The organism is Mycobacterium montefiorense (assembly GCF_003112775.1).
In the GTDB taxonomy this organism is placed as follows: Bacteria; Actinomycetota; Actinomycetes; order Mycobacteriales; family Mycobacteriaceae; genus Mycobacterium; species Mycobacterium montefiorense.
The window spans coordinates 155,231-175,799 of sequence record NZ_BFCH01000048.1; the positions used below are offsets into that span (position 1 = coordinate 155,231).

The 20,569-nt window shown below is 65.0% G+C and carries 14 protein-coding genes and 2 pseudogenes; 11 read left to right on the top strand and 5 right to left on the bottom strand.

Annotated elements, in window-relative coordinates:
- Positions 1-354 precede the first annotated feature (354 nt).
- Positions 355-1,821 (bottom strand): glutamate synthase subunit beta, encoded by a 1,467-nt coding sequence (locus DB708_RS26615; RefSeq protein ID WP_108926440.1) that lies wholly within the window; start codon positions 1,819-1,821, stop codon positions 355-357.
- On the bottom strand, positions 1,814-6,397 hold the full coding sequence (gltB, locus tag DB708_RS26620; RefSeq protein ID WP_108926441.1) for a glutamate synthase large subunit: 4,584 nt from the start codon (positions 6,395-6,397) through the stop codon (positions 1,814-1,816). Before gltB ends, DB708_RS26615 begins: the two co-directional genes overlap by 8 nt.
- 650 nt (positions 6,398-7,047) lie before the next feature.
- Between gltB and DB708_RS26625 the strand changes: the two genes are divergently transcribed.
- The gene (locus tag DB708_RS26625) at positions 7,048-8,274 is read left to right on the top strand and encodes a nucleotide-binding protein (RefSeq protein WP_201263632.1); all 1,227 of its coding nucleotides are present in this window, start codon (positions 7,048-7,050) and stop codon (positions 8,272-8,274) included.
- 12 nt (positions 8,275-8,286) lie between these two features.
- Here DB708_RS26625 and sigI read toward each other — a convergent pair whose 3' ends face one another.
- Positions 8,287-9,171: an RNA polymerase sigma factor SigI gene (gene sigI, locus DB708_RS26630; protein ID WP_108926442.1), complete on the bottom strand. Its 885-nt coding sequence runs from the start codon at positions 9,169-9,171 to the stop codon at positions 8,287-8,289.
- 108 nt (positions 9,172-9,279) lie between these two features.
- Here sigI and DB708_RS26635 point away from each other — a divergent pair, with 108 nt between their 5' ends.
- Together DB708_RS26635 and DB708_RS26640 are read left to right on the top strand one after the other, a co-directional pair.
- Positions 9,280-10,116: an NAD(P)H-binding protein gene (locus DB708_RS26635; RefSeq protein ID WP_108926443.1), complete on the top strand. Its 837-nt coding sequence runs from the start codon at positions 9,280-9,282 to the stop codon at positions 10,114-10,116.
- Between the two features lie 20 nt (positions 10,117-10,136).
- Complete coding sequence (locus DB708_RS26640; protein ID WP_108926444.1) at positions 10,137-10,577, top strand: nitroreductase family deazaflavin-dependent oxidoreductase; 441 nt, start codon at positions 10,137-10,139, stop codon at positions 10,575-10,577.
- 96 nt (positions 10,578-10,673) lie between these two features.
- On the opposite strand, the gene DB708_RS26645 is transcribed toward DB708_RS26640, so the two are convergent.
- Positions 10,674-10,958: a WhiB family transcriptional regulator gene (locus DB708_RS26645; RefSeq protein WP_108926445.1), complete on the bottom strand. Its 285-nt coding sequence runs from the start codon at positions 10,956-10,958 to the stop codon at positions 10,674-10,676.
- Positions 10,959-11,463: 505 nt separating this feature from the next.
- Between DB708_RS26645 and DB708_RS26650 the strand changes: the two genes are divergently transcribed.
- The 8 genes and pseudogenes from DB708_RS26650 to DB708_RS26685 all read left to right on the top strand — a co-directional run.
- Positions 11,464-12,270, top strand: a complete 807-nt coding sequence (locus DB708_RS26650) for a helix-turn-helix domain-containing protein (RefSeq protein ID WP_409347638.1) — start codon at positions 11,464-11,466, stop codon at positions 12,268-12,270.
- A gap of 177 nt (positions 12,271-12,447) precedes the next feature.
- Entirely contained in the window at positions 12,448-13,827 is a 1,380-nt protein-coding gene (locus DB708_RS26655; protein ID WP_133251071.1) for an EspA/EspE family type VII secretion system effector, read from the top strand.
- Between the two features lie 57 nt (positions 13,828-13,884).
- Complete coding sequence (locus tag DB708_RS26660) at positions 13,885-14,199, top strand: ESX-1 secretion-associated protein (protein ID WP_108926447.1); 315 nt, start codon at positions 13,885-13,887, stop codon at positions 14,197-14,199.
- Positions 14,199-15,533 (top strand): EspA/EspE family type VII secretion system effector, encoded by a 1,335-nt coding sequence (locus DB708_RS26665; protein ID WP_108926448.1) that lies wholly within the window; start codon positions 14,199-14,201, stop codon positions 15,531-15,533. The genes DB708_RS26660 and DB708_RS26665 overlap by 1 nt, the downstream gene beginning before the upstream one ends.
- A 298-nt stretch (positions 15,534-15,831) precedes the next feature.
- Entirely contained in the window at positions 15,832-17,115 is a 1,284-nt protein-coding gene (locus DB708_RS26670) for an EspA/EspE family type VII secretion system effector (RefSeq protein WP_133251072.1), read from the top strand.
- A gap of 345 nt (positions 17,116-17,460) precedes the next feature.
- Positions 17,461-18,711, top strand: coding sequence for an EspA/EspE family type VII secretion system effector (locus DB708_RS26675; RefSeq protein ID WP_133251073.1), 1,251 nt, complete (start codon positions 17,461-17,463; stop codon positions 18,709-18,711).
- Positions 18,712-18,783: 72 nt separating this feature from the next.
- Positions 18,784-19,098, top strand: a complete 315-nt coding sequence (locus DB708_RS26680; RefSeq protein WP_108926451.1) for a type VII secretion target — start codon at positions 18,784-18,786, stop codon at positions 19,096-19,098.
- Positions 19,098-19,671, top strand: a pseudogene (locus DB708_RS26685) (ESX secretion-associated protein EspG); the annotation flags it as partial. The gene DB708_RS26680 and the pseudogene DB708_RS26685, both read left to right, overlap by 1 nt.
- On the opposite strand, the pseudogene DB708_RS26690 reads toward DB708_RS26685, so the two are convergent.
- A pseudogene (locus DB708_RS26690) lies at positions 19,575-20,474 on the bottom strand (DUF4226 domain-containing protein); the annotation flags it as partial. The pseudogenes DB708_RS26685 and DB708_RS26690 overlap by 97 nt on opposite strands.
- Positions 20,475-20,569: the final 95 nt, after the last annotated feature.

A 20,569-nucleotide genomic window follows, 5' to 3' on the forward strand; every position in this document is an offset into this window, starting at 1 on the left:
TCGGCGAAATGGCGAATTCGGAACGCCGAGCAAACCCGTTCTAGAATCGTGGATAGCTAATTCAGATTGTTATACCCCGAAGAGTAAGGCCTCTTCGGCGGTTACCAAACGCTCCCGCTTAGCGGGGAACTCGCGGCTCTTCACCGGGTGTCGAAGCCAAGACCAGGCCATTCGCCCCACCCGCGAACTAGGTACTGGATTCATATGCACAGTGACCACTCCTGCGATCGGTCTGCCCCAATTGTGGCTCCGCTGTGACGAAGCACACAAGTCGCTATTAGACACCCGCGATCTGGCAAACTGTGGGAGACGCGCCGGGCAATTCCAGGCGTGTTTCTGATGTGACTGGTGTGATTATTGAAGCGGTGCGGCTGTCGGCTTGATGGGCGCCGGAAGCGCGGTTGACCCCATCAAATACCGATCCACCCCCGCCGCCGCGGCCCTGCCCTCGGCGATCGCCCAGACGATCAGCGACTGACCCCGGCCCATGTCTCCGGCAACGTAAACGCCGGGCACCGAGGTCTCGTAATCGGAGCCGCGCGAGACGTTACCGCGGTCGGTGAGCTTCACGTCGAGGTCGGTGAGCAAGCCCGGCTTCTCGGGTCCGACGAAGCCCGTCGCCAGCAGCACCAAGTCGGCCTCGAGCTCGAAATCGGAGCCCTCGACCTTGACGAACTTGCCGTCCTCCATCGTCACTTCGTGCGCCTTGAGCGCGGTCACGCGCCCGTCGGTGCCGACGAACATCTCGGTGTTGACCGAGAAGACCCGTTCGCCGCCTTCCTCGTGCGCCGATGACACCCGGTACATCAGGGGGTAGGTCGGCCACGGCGTGGATTCGGCGCGGGCTTCCGGTGGCCGCGGCATGATCTCGAACTGGTGGATGGCGACCGCACCTTGTCGATGCGCGGTGCCCAGGCAGTCGGCTCCGGTGTCGCCGCCGCCGATGATGATGACCTTCTTACCCTTGGCGGTGATCGGCGGCTGCCCGTCCTCGCCCAGAACGTCATCGCCTTCCTGCACCCGGTTGCCCCACGGCAGGTATTCCATTGCCTGGTGGATGCCGTCCAATTCGCGGCCCGGAACGGGTAGATCGCGCGCGGCGGTGGCACCGCCGGCCAGCACCACCGCATCGAAGTCGGCGAGCAGCTGTTCGGCGGTGATGTCACCTCCGACGTTGACGCCGGCCCGGAATTCGGTTCCCTCGGCACGCATTTGATCCAGTCGCCGGTCGAGGACGCGCTTCTCCATTTTGAATTCCGGAATTCCGTAGCGCAGCAGTCCACCGATGCGGTCGGCTCGCTCGAAGACGGTGACGCTGTGCCCGGCGCGGGTCAATTGCTGGGCGGCGGCCAATCCGGCCGGGCCCGAACCGATTACGGCGACGGTCTTTCCGGTCAGCTTGGTCGGCGGCTTCGGCTCGACGAAGCCTTCGTCGAAGGCGTGGTCGATGATCTCCAGCTCGATCTGCTTGATCGTCACCGGATCCTGGTTGATGCCCAGCACACACGCCGGCTCACACGGTGCCGGACACAGCCGGCCAGTGAAGTCGGGGAAGTTGTTGGTAGCGTGCAGCCGTTCAATCGCGTCGCGCCAGCGCCCCCTGCGTACCAGGTCGTTCCATTCCGGGATCAAGTTGCCCAGCGGACAGCCATTGTGGCAGAAGGGAATACCGCAGTCCATGCAACGGGTCGCCTGCTCGCGCAGGGTGTCGTCGTTGAACTCCTCGTAGACCTCTTTCCAGTCTTTCAACCGGAGCGGGACAGGCCGGCGTTGCGGCAGCTCCCGATGTGTGAACTTGAGGAAGCCACTTGGATCAGCCATGCGCCGCCGCCATAATCGCCTTGTCGACATCGGCGCCGTCGCGTTCGGCCTGGGCGATCGCCTCCAACACCTTCTTGTAGTCCCGGGGCATCACCTTCGCGAAATGCCGCTGCTGTACCTGCCAGTCGGCCAGGATCCGCTGGCCGACAGCGGAATCGGTGGCATCGACGTGCGCCTGGATACTGCCGTGCAGGAAGTCCACGTCTTCGGAGTCCAGCGCCTCGAGGTCCACCATCTCGGTGTTGAGGTTCTGCGGCAATTCCTCGTCCGGGTCGTAGACGTAGGCCACACCGCCGGACATTCCGGCCGCGAAGTTACGCCCGGTACGGCCGAGGATCACTACCCGCCCGCCGGTCATGTACTCGCAGCCATGATCGCCGACGCCCTCGACCACGGCGTGGGCACCGGAGTTGCGGACCGCGAACCGTTCGCCGACCACGCCGCGCAAGAAGGCCTCCCCGCTGGTGGCTCCGAACAGAATCACGTTGCCACCGATGATGTTTTCCTCCGCGACGTACTCCAGCGGCGCATTGTCTGACGGCCGCACCACGATCCGGCCACCGGACAGTCCCTTGCCGACGTAGTCGTTGGCGTCGCCGTACACCCGCAGGGTAATGCCCTTGGGCACAAAGGCGCCGAAGCTATTGCCAGCGGAGCCGTCGAAGGTGATGTCGATCGTCCCGTCCGGCAAGCCTTGGCCACCATAAACTTTCGTCAACTCGTGGCCGAGCATAGTGCCGACCGTGCGGTTCACGTTGCTGATGGTAGTGGAAAACCGGACCGGCTTGGCGGAATCCAGCGCCTCGCGGCTCATCACGATCAACTGCTGATCCAGCGCCTTGTCCAGGCCGTGATCCTGACGCGAGCTGCAGTACAGGTCCTGGTTCATGAACGCGGACTCGGGCTCGTGCAGCACCGGAGCCAGGTCCAGCTTGTGCGCCTTCCAGTGTGCGCGGGCCAGCGTAGTGTCCAACGCGCCCACCTGGCCGACGGCCTCGTTGAGGGTACGGAAGCCCAACTGCGCCAGGTACTCCCGGACTTCTTCTGCAATGAACATGAAGAAGTTCTCGACGAATTCCGGCTTGCCGGTGAACCGCTCCCGCAGCACCGGGTTCTGGGTGGCCACGCCGACCGGGCAGGTGTCGAGGTGACATACCCGCATCATGATGCAACCCACCACCACCAGCGGGGCGGTCGCGAAGCCGAACTCCTCGGCGCCCAGCAGCGCACCGATCATCACGTCACGTCCGGTCTTGAGCTGCCCGTCCACCTGGACCACAATCCGGTCACGTAACCCGTTGAGCAGCAAGGTTTGCTGCGTCTCGGCCAGACCGAGCTCCCACGGAGCACCGGCGTGCTTCTGTGAAGTCAGCGGCGTGGCACCGGTGCCGCCGTCGTGTCCGGAGATCAGCACCACGTCGGCGTGTGCCTTGGACACACCCGCCGCGACCGTGCCCACACCGTTCTCGGAGACCAACTTCACGTGCACGCGCGCCTGCGGGTTGGCGTTCTTCAGGTCGTGTATCAGCTGCGCCAGATCCTCGATCGAGTAGATATCGTGGTGCGGCGGCGGTGAGATCAGCCCGACTCCGGGTGTGGAGTGCCGAACCTCGGCTACCCACGGGTACACCTTGTGCCCCGGGAGTTGGCCGCCCTCACCGGGCTTCGCGCCCTGGGCCATCTTGATCTGGATGTCGGAGCAGTTGGTTAGATAGTGCGAGGTGACGCCGAACCGTGCCGAGGCGACCTGCTTGATCGCGCTGCGCCGCCAATCCCCGTTGGCATCGGGGTCGAATCGCTTGACGTCCTCGCCGCCCTCACCGCTGTTGGAGCGGCCACCCAGCCGGTTCATCGCGATGGCGAGCGTCTCGTGCGCCTCGGCGGAGATCGAGCCGTAGCTCATCGCGCCGGTCGAGAATCGTTTGACGATCTCGCTGGCGGGTTCGACTTCTTCCAGCGGAACTGGGGGCCGCACACCCGCACGGAACTTCAACAAGCCACGCAGCGATGCCATCCGCTCGCTCTGGTCGTCGACCAGCCGGGTGTAGTCCTTGAAGATCTTGAACTGGCCGGTGCGGGTGGCGTGCTGGAGCTTGAACACGGTCTCCGGGTTGAACAGGTGGTACTCGCCCTCACGGCGCCACTGGTAATCCCCGCCGACCTCGAGTTCGCGGTGCGCGCGCTCGTCCGGCCGGTCCAGATATGCCAGCTTGTGCCGCACGGCCACGTCCGTGGCAATGTCCTCTAAAGATATGCCGTCGGTGGGGCAGGCCAGCCCGGTGAAGTACTCGTCGAGCACGTCCTCGGAGATCCCGATGGCCTGGAACAGCTGGGCACCGGTGTAGGACGCCAGCGTCGAAATGCCCATCTTGGACATGACTTTCAGCACGCCCTTGCCCGCGGCCTTCACGTAATTGTTGAGCGCCTTATCGCGGTCGATCCCGTCGATGACATCGCGGTCAAGCATGTCCTCGATCGACTCGAACGCCAGGTACGGGTTGACCGCCGCGGCACCGCAGCCGATCAGCATCGCCATGTGGTGCACCTCGCGGGCATCACCGGACTCAACCACCAGACCCACATGGGTGCGGGTCCGATCGCGTACCAGGTGGTGGTGCACCCCGGCGACGGCGAGCAGCGACGGTATCGGGGCCATCTGTTCGTCGGAATCCCGGTCGGAGAGAACTATCACCCGGGCGTCGTCGGCAATCGCGGCCGACGCCTGAGCACGCACCTCATCCAGCGCGGCTGCCAGCCCGGCGCCACCGTCGGCGACCGGGTACAGACAGCGAATCGTCTTGGAGCGCATACCGTGTGCGCGCCCGTTGACCTCGTCGTCCGGATTCAGGTTGATCAGCTTGGCCAGCTCGTGGTTACGCAGAATCGGCTGGCGCAGCGCGATCTGGTGGCACGAGTACTCGTTCGGCGTGAGCAAGTCGCGCTCCCCGCCGGTGGTGCCCTGCAGGCTGGTCACCACTTCTTCGCGGATGGCGTCCAGCGGCGGGTTGGTCACCTGAGCGAACAGCTGCTGGAAGTAGTCGTAGAGCATCCGGGGACGCTGCGAGAGCACCGCGACCGGGGTATCGGTACCCATCGAGCCGAGTGGCTCGGCGCCGCTGCGCACCATCGGCGCCACCAGTAGGTTCAGCTCTTCATAGGTGTAGCCAAAGGCTAACTGCCGCATGACAAGTCGCTCGTGCGCCATCCGCACGTACTTACCTTGTGGCAACGATTCGAGCGGAACGAGGTTCTTGTCGAGCCATTCCTGGTACGGATGCTCGGCGGCCAGCTCGGCTTTGATCTCCTCGTCAGCAACGATGCGGCCTAAAGTGGTATCCACCAAAAACATCCGGCCGGGTTGTAGCCGCATTCGCTGCACCACCGTCGGCGGGTCCAGGTCCAACACGCCGGCCTCGGACGCCATCACCACCAAGCCGTCCTCGGTGACCCAAATGCGGGACGGGCGAAGGCCATTGCGGTCGAGCACGGCGCCAACGACGGTGCCGTCGGTAAACGTCATCGCCGCCGGGCCGTCCCACGGTTCCATCAGCGATGCGTGGTACTCGTAGAAGGCGCGGCGCGCCGGGTCCATCGACTCGTTACGTTCCCAGGCCTCGGGAATCATCATCAGCACCGCGTGCGGCAGGCTGCGCCCGCCCAGGTGCAGCAATTCAAGCGCCTCGTCGAAGCGCGCGGTGTCCGACGCACCGGGCGTGCAGATCGGGAACAACTTGTCCAGGTCGTCGACCGACCCGAACACGTCGGTCTTTATCAACGCCTCACGCGCCCGCATCCAGTTCTCGTTGCCGGTGACGGTGTTGATCTCGCCGTTGTGGGCGATACGCCGGAACGGATGCGCCAGCGGCCAGGACGGGAAGGTGTTGGTCGAGAAGCGGGAGTGCACGATGCCCAGCGCGCTGGTCATCCGATCGTCTTGCAGGTCAAGGTAAAACGCCTTGAGCTGCGGGGTGGTCAACATGCCCTTATAGACCATCGTCTGGCCGGACAGGCTTGGGAAGTAGACGGTTTCGCGGCCGGGGCCATCCTGACCGGGGCCCTTGGTGCCGAGTTCGTGTTCGGCACGCTTGCGAACCACGTAGCAACGGCGTTCCAGATTCATGTCGGAGGCACCCGCCATGAACACCTGCCGGAAGGTGGGCATCGCGTCACGCGACAGCGCGCCCAGCGACGAGTCGTCGGTGGGCACATTGCGCCAGCCCAGCACCGTCAGGCCCTCGGCTTCGGCGATTTTCTCCACCGCGGCGCTGGCAGCGGCGGCATCCTTGGACGACTGCGGCAAAAACGCGATACCGGTGGCGTAGCTGCCCGGCGCGGGGAGCTCGAAGTCCACGACTTCCCGCAGGAACGAGTCCGGGACCTGAATCAGGATGCCGGCGCCGTCGCCGCTGCGCGGCTCGGCGCCCTGGGCGCCACGATGTTCGAGGTTGACCAGTGCAGTGATCGCCTTGTCGACGATGTCGCGGCTACGTCGGCCGTGCATGTCGACGACCATGGCTACCCCGCACGAATCGTGCTCGTACGCGGGGTTATACAACCCAACGCGCGTGGGCGTCATATGCACCTGCCTCTTTCACCAGAACCTGCTACGCGACCGTTTTCAGTGGCTCCGACGGGGCTGCACCCGGAGGTAGCGGGCCGACCCATTCGGTCTTGTCGATAGGCTGTCTCCCAGACGGCAAATGATCCGATTAGGGAATCGTCCGTGCGGCGCTGAACGGTGGCGTGTACCCGGTCTCGACAAGTCGTAAAACGATATGACAAAAACCGCCTGACATGCCAACTTCGCCAAGTCTAACCCGGCAGGTAGCGACAGCGTAAATTCGCTGCAGGCGACGACCAATAACGCGGGAAACTGGGGTTCAACTACCCACGATACCCTCGCCGCAGCGCAGATCCGCGCGAGTCGCTCCCGGCCTCACCGCGTACCCGAGTTTGCTGTGACCCCGGGCGTACGCCGGCCCCGCGATGGGCGGCGTCACACTGCACAGCCACATCCGCACCAGCGGTCACGATAAAGCGTGGCAGCAATGCCGTCCGGATCGCTCGCGGGCATGCCCGGTAGGCGCCCCGAGCGTCGCGGTGCACCGCATGAGGGCCTAGTGAGTTTGCGCGATACTGATAGGCGCGCGTGCGGAGATATTGGCCGGGCATCGCCCTGGGGCCGGCCTAACGCGCCACGATCGATCCCCCGGCACCGAGGAGCCCATGAACGAGCGCGACGAATTCCTGCGGGACCGTCTGCAGCCCGACCGGCCCAGCACACCCACCGCGCGCCCACCCGGTCCGCCTCCCGAGGGCCAGCGGAGCGCGCCTCCCGCAGCATTTCCCCCGCCACCACGGCGACCCGCCCCGCCGCCGTCGTTTCCACCTCCGGCGCCAAGGCCGCCTGCGCGTCCGCACGTCGCGCCCCCTGTGCCGCCGCGATCCGCTGGCGCACTTGCCTATCCGGCTCCCCCTGCCACGCCGGTCGTCGCACCGCAGGCGGCCGACGCCGGCCGCACCCCGGCGCCCGGAGCGGAACTCCCCGACCGTGGGTGGCGACGCATCCTGCGGCTGCTCACCTTTGGTCTCGTCAACCTGGGTCCGTCACCCGCGCAACTGGAAGACGCCCATTTCGAGGCGGCCATCCGAACCGGCTTCCGGGGCAACCACAAGGTCGGCGTCGTGGGTAAGGGCGGTGTGGGAAAGACGTCCGTCGCCGCCAGTGTCGGATCCCTGTTCGCCGAACTCCGCCACCAAGACCACGTGGTCGCGATCGACGCCGACACCGCCTTCGGGCGGTTGAGCAGTCGGATCGATCCGCGGTCGACGAGCTCCTTCTGGGAACTGAACGCCGACAAGAACTTGGAGACCTTCACCGATGTAGCCGAGCGGGTGGGCCGCAATTCGGTCGGCCTGCATGTACTCGCGGGCGAACCGGCGTCGGGTCCGCGCCGGGTACTCGATCCCGCGATCTACCGGGAAGCCGCGTCGCGGCTGGACCGCCACTTCACGATCTCGGTGATCGACTGCGGCTCGACGATGGATTCACCGGTCACCCAGGAAGTCATGCGCGACCTGGATGCGTTGATCGTGGTGTCCTCGCCGTGGGCTGATGGAGCTTCGGCGGCCGCCCGGACCATGGAGTGGCTGTCGGATCAGGGCATGACGGAGTTGTTGCACAACACGATCGTGGTGCTCAACGATTCCGACGGGCACGCCGACAAACGCACCCGGGCACAGCTGGCCCGCGAGTTCGTCGATCACGGCCAGCCGGTGGTCGAGGTGCCCTACGACCCTCATCTGCGACCCGGCGGCGTCATCGACGTAAGCCACGAGATGGCGGCTCCCACGCGGCGCAAATTTCTGCAGGCCACCGCGATGATCGCCGGGTATTTCGCGGCGACCCCCGACCGTGTCCGCGGCTGGCGGCCGGGTGACAACGAGAGCTGACGCCGCCGCGCTTCAGGTCGCTGCAATGCGCGCCGAGGGATCGGCGATCGCCTCGATCTTGGTGACGACCGGGCCACGGATAGTCAACACGATGGCGGCGAACAGCCGGCGCTGCGCGAATGCGAGCACCACCGGCTGCCCCGCGGGACCGCTGACCAGGGTGACTCCCGGCCACAGATAGCGCATCAGGTTGGTGGCCACCGCATCCGGGCCATGATTGATCTGCGGCGGGGGCGCCGGGTCGGCCAGCACCGTGCCCACCCCCCAGACCGTCGGGTCCAGCACGGCGGTCAGCGCGGCGATGTCGCCGTTGGCGCAGGCGGTGATGAATTTCTCGGTGACGAGCTGATGGTCGACGGAGGTCACATCGCTGTACTTCGGCTGTGCCGCAGTGAATTTCGAGCGCGCACGCCGCGCCAGCTGACGACAGGTGCCGACCGGGCGACCGACGGTCTCGGCAATCGAATCGAAGGGGACGCCGAACACGTCGTGCAGCACGAATGCGACCCGTTCGCCGGGACTGAGTCGTCGCAAGACTTCCATCAGGGCGGCGCGCACCTCGTCGTCGAGGGTGACCCGGTCGGCGGGGTCTGGGCTTCGTGATTCCGCGACTTCGATGTCGCGGTGGCCGTCGAGGGCATGGCCCAGCCGCTCGTACCGCGTTCGCGCCGAGCGCACCTGGTCGAGGCAGAGCCGGCTCGTAACGACCGTGAGCCAGCCGCGGACGTCGTCGAATTCCTCGGCGTCGACCCGCGAAAGCCGCAGAAATGCCTCTTGCGCAACATCTTCGGCGTCACCAACATCTCCGAGGATCTGATATCCGAGATTGACCAGGTAGGGGCGGTGACGACGCCACGCGTCGGCGATCTGGTCGGTTGGCGGCTGGGCTTGGTTCATAACAACATCGACGATCTGGTGGCGGAAAAAGTTACTTGCCACCGACTGTAACTTTCCCCGGTCCGTGCCCGTCGTTGATGGAGATCTTCGAACGCAGGAGGAAACACCATGACGATCGTCGTCACCGGAGCGACCGGCAATGTCGGTCGCCCGCTCGTTGCCGAACTAGTCGCCGCGGGCGTCCGGGTGCGCGCCGTCACCCGCACGCCGAAAACCGCCGGGTTGCCCTCGCGCACCGAGGTGATTGGCACGGTCGCCGAGGCGCTGCCGGGTGCATCCGCGGTATTTCTCAATTCCCGCGCGGTCGGTGAAGATCTCGCCGATATCGTGACCGAATGCCGGCGCGCGCGGGTTACCAAACTCGTTGCACTGTCCGCGATCAACGCCGATCACGACTTCTCGAGGCAGCCCTCGCGCTTTCGCGGCGACCGTAACAAGGAGGTCGAACAGCTCGCCATCGACTCGGGTCTGGTGTGGGTGAGCCTGCGGCCAACGGTCTTCGCGACGAACTTCGCCGGAATGTGGGCCGCGCAGATACGCGCCGGCGACACAGTGGCGGGGCCTTATGCCGCAGCTTCGACCGCACCGATCGTCGAGAGCGACATCGCGGCGGTCGCGGCGCGCGCGCTGCTCACCGATGATCTTGTCGGTCAGCGGATTCCGTTGACCGGTCCACAGGCGTTCACCAACTCAGAGCTGCTCGACGTTATCGGCGCCGTGCTGGGGCGAACATTGCAGTACCGGGAAATACCGGCGGACGCGGTGCGACAACGGTTCATCGATTTGGCCTTCAGTCCTGAGTTCGCCGATGCCTATACGGCCATGCTCGCCGAAACATTGGACACCCCCGCACTCGTCACTCATGACGTGGAAAAGATTCTCGGCCGGGCGCCAGTGCCCTTCGCGCAGTGGGTGTCCGAGCACCGCTACCTGTACACGAACTAGACCCCCAAAGGAGTTCCGAGATGTCCGAACCACGTCCGCCGCGCTACCTCAAACCGATGAACAAGATGATGATGGCGGTGCAACGGCTGGGGATACCGACCGGCCCCGCCATGGTGCTTACCGTGCCCGGTCGTAAGTCGGGTCAACCGCGCCGCACACCGATGACGCCGTTCGAGTTTCGGGGCGGCCTCTACGTGGTCGCGGGCTATCCCGGCGCGGATTGGGCGGCCAACGCCCGGGCCGCGGGCACCGGCACGCTCAGCCGAGGCCGACGGTCACGTCAAGTCCGGATCGTCGAACTCACCGCTACCGAATCGCGGCCGGTACTGCGGACATTTTCCGTGCAGGTGCCCGTCGGTGTGGCATTCGCGAAACGTTCGGGCATGGTGCGTGATGGAACGGCTGACGAATTCGAAGCACTGGCGGGCCGGCTCGCCGTCTTCCGATTCGAGCCGACGTAGCGGCCGCCGGGGCGTTGTGTGCCCCAACGGCGCACTGGTGCAAAGCTTCCGGCTGCCACCAGTCGCTGACCCAGGATCGGCGGCCATAAGCGGGGATTAGGCCGACTTCGCGGCCTCGCGCACCGGATATCCGTTGCGTTCGGCCAGGGACCGCAACTGGTTAAGAGCGAAGGCCCGCGGACGACCCGATTCGGGAATCACGACGCCGGCCCACAGCCCTTCCACTCCCGGCGACTCAACGGCGTCGCGAGCGCACGACCAGCGACGGGGGCACGCTCGGCATAGCGCCTTGGCCTCCTCGTCGGGAGTAGTGGTCATCCAACGGTCGGGATCCTTTGTGCAGGCGCCGAGCGGGATGTTGTAAAGGGCTGTAGCAGTCATGTCGGTCGTTCCTTCTGAAGCATTGCGTTCCGGTGCTATGTGATGAACGGTATAGCACTAACCGGTGCAACGCAACAGTTTAGTTCCAATGCTGCGTCGGAAGGGTCGGTATGGTCGCTCGGCACTCGTGACGCTCAATCACGAGACTGTGCCGTATAAGTATCCTTACCTGGCGTTTTGGTCTGCGTAGGGCGGTATCCTCGTCATCGACCTGACGGTTACGTAACCGTAGCATCGGATCGGCGATAGCCCTGATCGAACGACTGGAGGCGGGTGCGAACTGTGCAAACCGTAGCGCTGCCGATGGGGTGTCCTCCGGGTGGCGGTGAGGTGCTCGCTGACCCTGGCTACCGACCGGTGCGGCGCCGTAGCGATTCGACGGCGCAGCGGAAGCGCTGTGATTTAAAACGTAGCGGCATGCAATAGGAATCCGGGAGTGCAACGGTTAGGATTACAGCGGCGGAAGGCCCGCCCCGCTGCCCCCTCAACCGAGGAATCACCGTAGATGCCCAGCGCCGAGTCGATTACGAAGAAGTCGTCGAATCCTGTCGGGCGCGCCAACGGACACAAATCCGACGGTGAAGAACCGGATCCGGGCATGGCGCGCGCCGGAGCGGCCGCGGCCGCACGCCGGCGCGAACTCGGCATCAGCCAGCGCAGCCTGGCGGCCGACGGGATCATCAACGCGGGCGCACTCATCGCTTTCGAAAAGGGCCGCAGTTGGCCGCGCCAACGAACTCAGGCCAAGCTCGAGCAGCTGCTGCAATGGCCCGCCGGAACTATCGCGGGGATCCGGCGCGGGCAGCCCACCGCCGGCGAACCAACCACAAACGCTGCCGCGCCTGACGCCGCCAACAGGCTCGCGGCGCCCCCGAACTCCGACGCCCCGGCGTCGCTGATCGCGCAGGCGATCGTCGCCGCGGTGGACGGCTGCGGCCTGGCGATTGCCGCCTTGCCGCCGGCCGACGATCCCGAATTCACCGAACGGGCGACCCCGATCCTCTCCGATCTGCGCCAGCTCGAGGCCATCGCCGTGCGAGCGACCCGCATCAGCCAGATCACGCCCGAATTGATCAAAGCGCTGGGCACGGTCCGCCGTCACTACGACGAACTGATGACGCTCGGCGCGACCGCCCCGGGCGCCCCGTTGGCGCAACGCCTGTATGCGGCTCGGCGCCGGGCCAACCTCTCCCCCAGGGAGACCGCCGAAGCGGCCGGGGTTGCCGAAGAAATGATCGTGCGTGCCGAAGCCGACGAAGCGGTGCCCGGCAATATTGCCGATGCGATCGAAGCGCTAATCGGCCACATTTAAGAGCGGCCGTCCACACACAGCCGCGGTACCTCTAGTCCGATCGACGGCTCCCTAGTGGAAGCCGTTGGCTCCCCCGAAAATTCGTGCACGGACCCCGGCTATGCCGCGTTACGCTTAACGGGCGGCAAATGCGCTGCGCAGCCCATTCGTAAATGGCTATCCACGGAGGACCTACAAATGTCTGTATTCACACAAGCCGCGAGGGTCATTGCCTCCCTGGCCGGGCTGGGTCAGCAAGCCGCGGGGCTTGGCATTAGCGGCACCTCTGGAATGGACGCCGAATACATTTCGGGCATGGCGACCAGCGGGGGCGCGGATCTGGGATCCCTGGGGGTATCTGGTTTCCAAAAGTATCTGTCATATCAGGCCAAAGGCATGTCGCAGAGTCAGCTGTTCGCTAGGGCCAACCGTATGGGCGGCTCTGAGGGAATAAAGAGTTTCGGCCGAAGCCTCAGCATCATCTCGTGGACCATGGTCACCGTGGAACTCCTGGAGCTGACGATCGGGTTCGGGATCCCGACCGAAGGCGAAGGAGTCAAGACCGGTTCCCAGCAGTTCACCACACTCTCCGAGCAGCTGAATGCGGCCCTCCCCGACTACACGTGGAAGGGCTCCGGTTCGGATGCCTATGCCGAGTTGGATGCCGCGCTGGAGACTATGGCGCAGGCGATGGCGGCTCTGGACTTGCAGCTGGCGGCACTCGTAAAGGATCAGGCGGATTGGGTGAATCACTCGCGGCTGGGTTTCGGGGTGCTCAAGGACATCCTTTTGGCGGCACTGATCATTGAACTAGCCATTACGCTTTTGGTGCCCGCCCCGGCCGGCCCCATTGCCGCTAAGGCCTTCGCGATCGCGGTCGCCACTCTTGGGCTCAGCGTCGCCGCAACGTTCATTGGCACCCTGACCTATTTCTCGGTGACCAACGGACAAAAAGCAGAAGCGTTGGCCAGTAAATACTCGGACTTGGCCGTCGGCACGACGCAAACGGGATCGGCCGCGGCGGCCAAGGGAGTTGCAGCGGGCGAAACCACGGTCTCCAGCTTCGGCGCCATTTCCGACAGTATGTCCGGGACGTCGGCGTTGTCCGTGACGCCGACCCCCGCCCCGTCTGCCGGCGCGGCGAAGGAATCGAAGGACGATCGCGCCCCACTCAGCGCCCAAGCGGGTGCCAGCGGAACCTCCGTGGTCGGGGCGGCGGAGACGTCGGACCAGACGGCACCGGATGAGACGGCGCCGTCGGCGCCGACCGTCACCATGCCCACGCTGGCTCAGCTGTCCGGGCAAGCCTCGAAGCTGTCCAGCCAACTGTCGCAGCCCACGAGCCTCGTCAATCAGGCGATGGGACAGCTGCAACAGATGGTTCAAACCGCGCAGCAAGGTCAGGGCTCCGCGGCACCCGCCGAAGAGGCCGCCGTCGACGGTGCCGCCCGCACGGGTGACACCGAAGGCGCCGGGGCAGGCGTTGGCGCCGCCGCGGCAGAGCGTGCACCCATCGGGGCCGCGCCGGCCGGCACGGAACGGACGCCGGGACCGAACCCCACTGGGCGCGCACTCTGAAACCCACCAGCTAAAACCCTTGCACCCCAAGACAATAAACACTAAGGAGCAGAAGTCATGGCCGATGTAGCCGTCACCCCAGCACACCTGGACACGCTGGCGACAGCCCAAGACCAGGCGTCGACCCAGGCCAAGACCGCGGCCTCGGCGGCCTCTAGTCTCGAGGTTGACACCTGGGTGAGCCACGGTGTGGCCAGCTGGTACTCAAACCTCGCCTTCACCAAGGCTGCGAATGCGCGCAAGAGCACGGGCGACGCCATGAGTAAGGCGTCGACCGAACTCTCCGACAAGTTGCGCACCGCCAAAAAGGTCTACGAGAAGACCGATGACCAGGCCGGCAAGAACATCGACCAGCAGGTGCGTGATAGCTGATGTTCATATTGGCCGACGCGGCCAGGCTGATCGCGAACCTGGGCTTCCTGGGCCAGGAGTTCGTCGGAGTCGACAGCGCCGATTTCAGTAGCGAATATCTTGCGGCGACGGCGAACAGCATGTCCGGGGATGGGTTGGCCGCCACCGCCACCGCCGGCAAAATGATTGGTCCGCGCCTGTACCAGTGGAACTTGGACCGCATGACGGGAGGATTGCTGACCGGCCGCAACGAAGCTCGATACAAAGCCGCGTCAGACGCAACAAAGAGCACGGATCTCATCCTGTGGGCCCTCACCATCGTCGAAGTCTTCGAACTGACCACCGGATTCGGACCACCGACCGAGGGTGACGTCCTCAAAGAGGGTTCCCAGTATTTCGCCACCCTCGGCGGGCAGCTGACATCAGCCCTTCCCGACATTGGCAGCTGGGAGGGCACGGCCTCCGAAGCCTATGCCGACCTGGATACGTCACTACAGAATCTCGCGCAGACGATGGCCGGCCTGGACCTCGAGCTGGCGGCCGTGGTGAAAGACCAAGCGGAATGGGTCACCCACATGCGCTTGGGCTTCGGAATCTTGAAGAATCTACTCATCGCGGCCTACGCCACCGAGTGGGCGATCAAGCTGTTGGTACCCGCGCCGGGCAACGTGGCCGCATCGCAAGCGTTTGCGATCACGGTGAGCATTCTCGCGATCGCGATTGCCACCGGCATGCTGACCAACTTGACCGTCTGGTCGGTTCTCAACGGAAAGAAGGCCAATACGTTGGCCGACAAATACGAAGAGGCCGCCGCGGCGACGGTTCAACAGGGTGCACTGGCGCAGGCCAAGGTAGCCACAACTGCACAGTCAACGGTTTCCAGCTTCACGGCAATTTCGGACGGCATGTCCGGGACGTCCACGGTCTCCGCGACGCCGGCCGTCGGCCCGCCGGTCCACAAGGCCGAGGGCTCGGTGGACGAAAACGCTCAAGCGAGTGCAAGCCAAACTCCCGGCGACGACGCGCCCGAAGCGCCGATGAAGACCAATTCGCCCCTGCCGGCGGCCCCTATGCCCACCCTGGCTCAGGTGAGCGCCATGTCAGGGCAGGCCCCCCAGCTCTCGGGTCGGTTGTCGCCGCACACCAGCCTGGCCAACCAGGCGATGGGACAGATACAGCAGCTCACCCAAACGAGCCGGCAGGGCCAGGGGACGACGGCGCCCGTTGAGGACGATGCCGCCGGGGCACCACCAGCCGCAGCAGGCGCAGCCGGTGCACAACGTGCACCCATCGAGGTCGCGATATCCGACGGCCAACAGACGCCGGCGCCCGGCCGGGCGCAGCGCACAACTTGATATCGCTGGCGCCCCAAAACCGTAGCAAGCCAGAGTAATTGCCAGTCAAGGCCGAGGAGCTACGTCAGGCGCAGCCGGCCAGCTGTTGTTGTTCCACGCGACAAGGCTGATCCAGCTGGCCCACCCGCCGTGTCGCGGAAATCGTTGTCCGACTGGCGAATTGCTGCACCGAACCCTACCTGAGCACTGTTAACCTGAATGAGCCGTTACTACTACACGACTGCAACATTCGGAGCACACGAACAACCGAGGTAAGGGCCTACAGATGTCGATATTTGTCAGTGCGAGTCGCATCATCATGAATCTGGGCAGCGTGGGCTCACAGTCCTACGGCGCCGACAACGCCGGATACGGCGGCGAATACCTCGCGAGCAGCGCGAGCAGTATGGGTGCGGACGCGTTGACTCCCTTCGCCGCAGTCGGTTTCGCGAAGCGCGGCAACCTCTTGCGCAAGATGCTAGGTCCGCAACTGTTCAGTAAAGTAGCTACGCGCACGGCTAAAGAATCTGGTAAGAAAGCCGCCAGCGCCGCCGACATCATCCTTTGGACGATCACCATCGTCGAAATCTTGGAGCTAACAACTGGATTCGGGCCACCAGACGAGGGAGACGCGCTCAAAGATGGTTCGCAGCAATTCAGTCAGCTCTCCGAGCAGCTGAAGTCGGCCCTTCCAGACGACGGCTGGGACGGTACTGGATCGGAGGCCTACGCCCAGCTTGACGTCGCACTGAAAGACCTCGCGCAGACGATGGCCGGGCTCGACCTGCAGCTGGCATCCCTTGTCGAAAATCAGGCCGAATGGGTCACCCATACGCATCTGGGCTTTGGGATATTGAAGGATCTGCTACTCGCGGCATTCCTCATTGAGATAACCATGACATTGCTGCCGCCCCCGGCCGGTCCGGTCCCGGCACGAATTTTCGGACTGACGGTGTCCGCGCTCGGCATCGCAGCCGCAACCGGCCTGCTCGGCAACCTGACCTACTGGTCGGTTGAACACGGAAAGAAGGCCAATACGTTGGCCGACGAATACGAACAGGCCGCCGGGGCGACGGTTCAACAGGGTGCACTGGCGCAGGCCAAGGTAGACACAACTGCACAGTCAACGGTTTCCAGCTTCACGGCAATTTCGGATGGCATGTCCGGGATGGCGGCTACCCCCTCCTCCTCGCCGAGCGCGGCCAGCAGTTCGCCGGGCAAAAGCACTGCGCTCAGCGCTCAAGCGAGTGCGAGCCAAACGCCGGGCAACGGTGTGCCCGAAGCGGCGGACAAGACCAACCCGCCCGCGCCGGCGACACCTATGCCCACCCTGGCTCAGCTGAGCGCCATGTCAGGGCAAGCCCCCCAGCTCTCGGGTCGGTTGTCTTCGCACCCAAACCTGGCCAACCAAGCAATACAGCAGCTCGCCCAACCGAGCCGGCAAGGCCAGGAGACTGCGGCGCCCGCCAAGCAGGCTGCCACCGAAACAGCCCCGCTCGCGAATGACGCCGACCGCGCCGCAGCAGGCGCGGCCGGTGCGCAGCGCGCGCCGATCGAGATCAATACCGCAGAGCATTCCGCTCGCCCCGGCCGCACGCATTGACGGTTCGGCCCTCGCAGCTCGGCAAACTAGGTCGACCCACATCCCCTGCGGTTGCCGCGGGACCGCACGGACCGTCGCGCGCTGCCGGCGCCATCATCGCCGCCGGCTGAAAATTCGGCCGTTTACGGTAACTGGACGTGCCGCCGGCCTCGCCGTTTGCACCGGTTGTTTTCCGGGTGTCAACCAATCCTTAATTTTCGTTCGGAGTTAGTTCACCGTTGGCCGAATCCCTTGTGGCCCGGCGAAATTCGTGCAGCAGCCAGTGCCCGTGGGCGTTGGGCTCAACCTACCGTCTACAAGATCGAGGCACCCAACAATCACCGAGCGCGAAGGGAAAACACGGCCGTGAGTCGTTTTGCGGGTATTCATGATCTGGCCTACTGCTTTACCCGGCTGCAGGGCGGTGGGGGCGCCGCGTATTCGGGAGATTGGGTCGGCTTGGGAGCAAACTTAGGGGCGCTCGCCGGCAAGGCGATGTGGTACGGCAGAAATCAGGTCAAAGTCCTCGCCGACGCGTTGAAGGAACAGGGCACCAAGACGCTGCCGACGCCGACGGCAATTGTCGATGTCGCGATGGTGGCGATCTCGGCGGTGGATCTGCTCAATGGATTCTGGACCCCGGACAAGGGCGCCTCATTCACCAGCGGCGCTGACAAATACGAGACCGTCTACCTCTATCTAGGTGAGGCGGCTCCGGATGCGCGGGACTGGAGTGGTGACGGAGCCCAGGCCTACGCCGACGCGACGGCGGCGCTGCAGACCCTGGTACAGACGATGCAGGATCTGGACAAGAAGATGCAGACCCTGATCGCCGACCAAGGCTCCGAGGTCGCCAAGGCGCACAACTGCATCGCGGTGACATTGCTGGGCCTCGTTATCGCTCAGGGCATTGCCCTGTCCCTGTACCTGATCCCGGTTGTGGGCCATGAAGTATCAGCGGCGTGGCAGATCATCGCCGCGTTCGCGGCATGCGCGACCGTCTTAGCGTTCGAGATGTTCACGCTGTCCAACTCGATGTCTCTTGCTCACCAGATCCATTCGGTGGCCCTCGACTACAGCGCGGTCGCCGAGAAGGCGATCCCGAACAGCTCGTTCGCCCGGATAGAGGTGACAGCTGCCGAGGAGACCAAGACCGGCGACTTCGAAGCCATCTCCGGCGGGATGTCGGGCATGTCAGTCTTTTCCGGCGCGCCGACGGTCGCCTCGTTGGCCGGCTTGGCGCCGGCGGCCGGTGAAACCCAAGAGGAACGTGACGTTCTGAGTGCCCTCAGGAGCGATGGTGCGACTCCCGTAGAGACCACGAGTCAGGTGACGCCGGCGTCCGGACAGCTCGCACAGATGTCCGGACAAATCTCGCAGCCGATGAACTTCGCCAACCAGATGATGGGGCAGGCACAACAACTTTCCTCAGCGGGTCAGCAGCGCCCAGGGGTGGCGCCACCTGCCGAGACGGCCGCCGCCGAAGGGTCCGACTTTGCAGGGAACCGGGATGGGGCGGCGTTGGGTACGGCGGGTGCCGAACGTGCGCCTGTCGACGCCGCAGCGCTCGGCCACGAAGCGGCGCAGGCGCCAGGCCGGCCGCAGCGGGTCCTCTAGACAAGGCAGTGCGAAAAAAAGTGATACGAGCCAAGGCAATAGCGAATAAAATAACGGGCAAGGAGATTACCCATGGCGACTTTAAGCGTCGACGAAAAGTATCTGGAGCAGCTCGCGACGAAACAAGGGCAAGCGGCCACCAAGGCGCAAGAAGCGGCTTCGGCTGCGAGCAATACCGCGACCGCAGTCTGGGTGACGCACGGCGTCATCAGCGGGAGTTCCAACGGTGCCTTTGTCACCGCTGAGAATCAGCGCCGCGGCGCGGGCCGCAACATTGGGCAGCAGGCGTCCGACCTAGCCGCGAAGCTGCGTGCCGCCAAGCAAACCTACGAGGGCGTCGACGAGGACCTGAGCGCAAACCTCAACAAGCAGATGCTCGATCACTGATGACGTCCGGTCACCTCGCTAGCGGCCTTGTGGCCCTCGACGATGTCGTCGGGGTGGAGGTGACCGTCGACGGCATGTTGGTGATCGCCGATCGAATGCAGCTGTTCGATTTTCCGGCGACGCTTGGGATTCGCCCTAACATTCCCCAAGAGGAGCTGCGGGACCTCGTCTGGGATCAGGTGCAGCGCGACCTCACCGCCCAAGGAGTGCTGGACCACCAGGGCCAGCCGCACCCGGCGGTGGCAGCGATGGTCGACGCGCTCGGCAGGCCTGACCGCAGCCTGGAGTGCCGGTGGTGGCGACGCGATCTCGGCGGCGTAATGGTGCGTTTTGCGGTGTGCCGCAAGGGCGAGCGCCATGTCATCGCCGCGCGCGACGGTGACATGATGGTGCTTCAGCTGGTGGCTCCGCAGGTCGGTTTGGCGGGCATGGTGACCACCGTGCTCGGCTCCGCCACACCCGCCAACGTCGAACCGTTGACTGGCGTCGAGGGCCTCGTCGTCCAGATCGCCCAGCGCCGGATCGCTTTCGCCGCCCCCCTCGCGCCCGGGCAGCGCCAAGCCACTTGGCGTACCCCAGCCGGCCATCGAACCCGGCCCGGGCGTCGGCCCCAGAGCGACGTTGGGGATGGTCGGCAGCATCGACGGCATCGTGGGGGCCGCGGCACTCTCGCCCGGGTCCTCGCCCGGCAGTCCGGGGTCATCCGTCAGCAGCGGATCCAGCAGGGGATCCCATCCGGCGGCGGCCGCATCGGGCGGCTGTTGACCACTGTCACGCACGGGTGCGGCAACCGCGGACACCGGTGCCGGCTTGCTCTCACCCGCAGCACTCGGCCCGGTCTTCGAGGCGTCGTACAGCGATGTCCATGCGGCCATCAGTGCCGACTTCGACGTATCGTCGAGGCTTGCGTTCATGACCACCGCGCGGATGTCGCGAAGCTTGCCAATCAGGAACCGCTGAAAGTCGCGGGCACCCGCGGGGGTGTCCAGGTCCGATCGAGTTTGCACCGCGGCTTCGGTGTCGCGCTGCAACGCGCCCAGCGCTTCAGCGCCTTCGACAGTCCTCAAGTGGGCATTCATGATGGCCGAAATGACTTGCAGGTCAAGCTGAGAGCTTGCCGAATTCTGGTATGCCAGGGCAGCTTCGGCGCCCGCTATGGCTTCGGCCGCAGCACCCTGCTCGCGATCCCCCAGGGGTGGGTCCAGATGTTGCCGGCGGATCTTGGCCAGGATCGCGTCCAGTTGTGGTGGGGCTGGTGTGGGGGTGACCACCGCGGCCAGCTCTGTCGGCGTCAACCCGGTCTGCCACGCGTTTGGGTCGCCGGTGCGGTCGCGCACGGCTTTGACCGTGGCCAGCAGCGCGTCATACGTCGACATCGGCTAGCCAAACCGCGCTGCGCCCCAACGCGGGCGGTGTCGCGACCCCTCCATGCAGGGTGACAGTACTTAGGCCCCAAGCCGTCGACAATTCA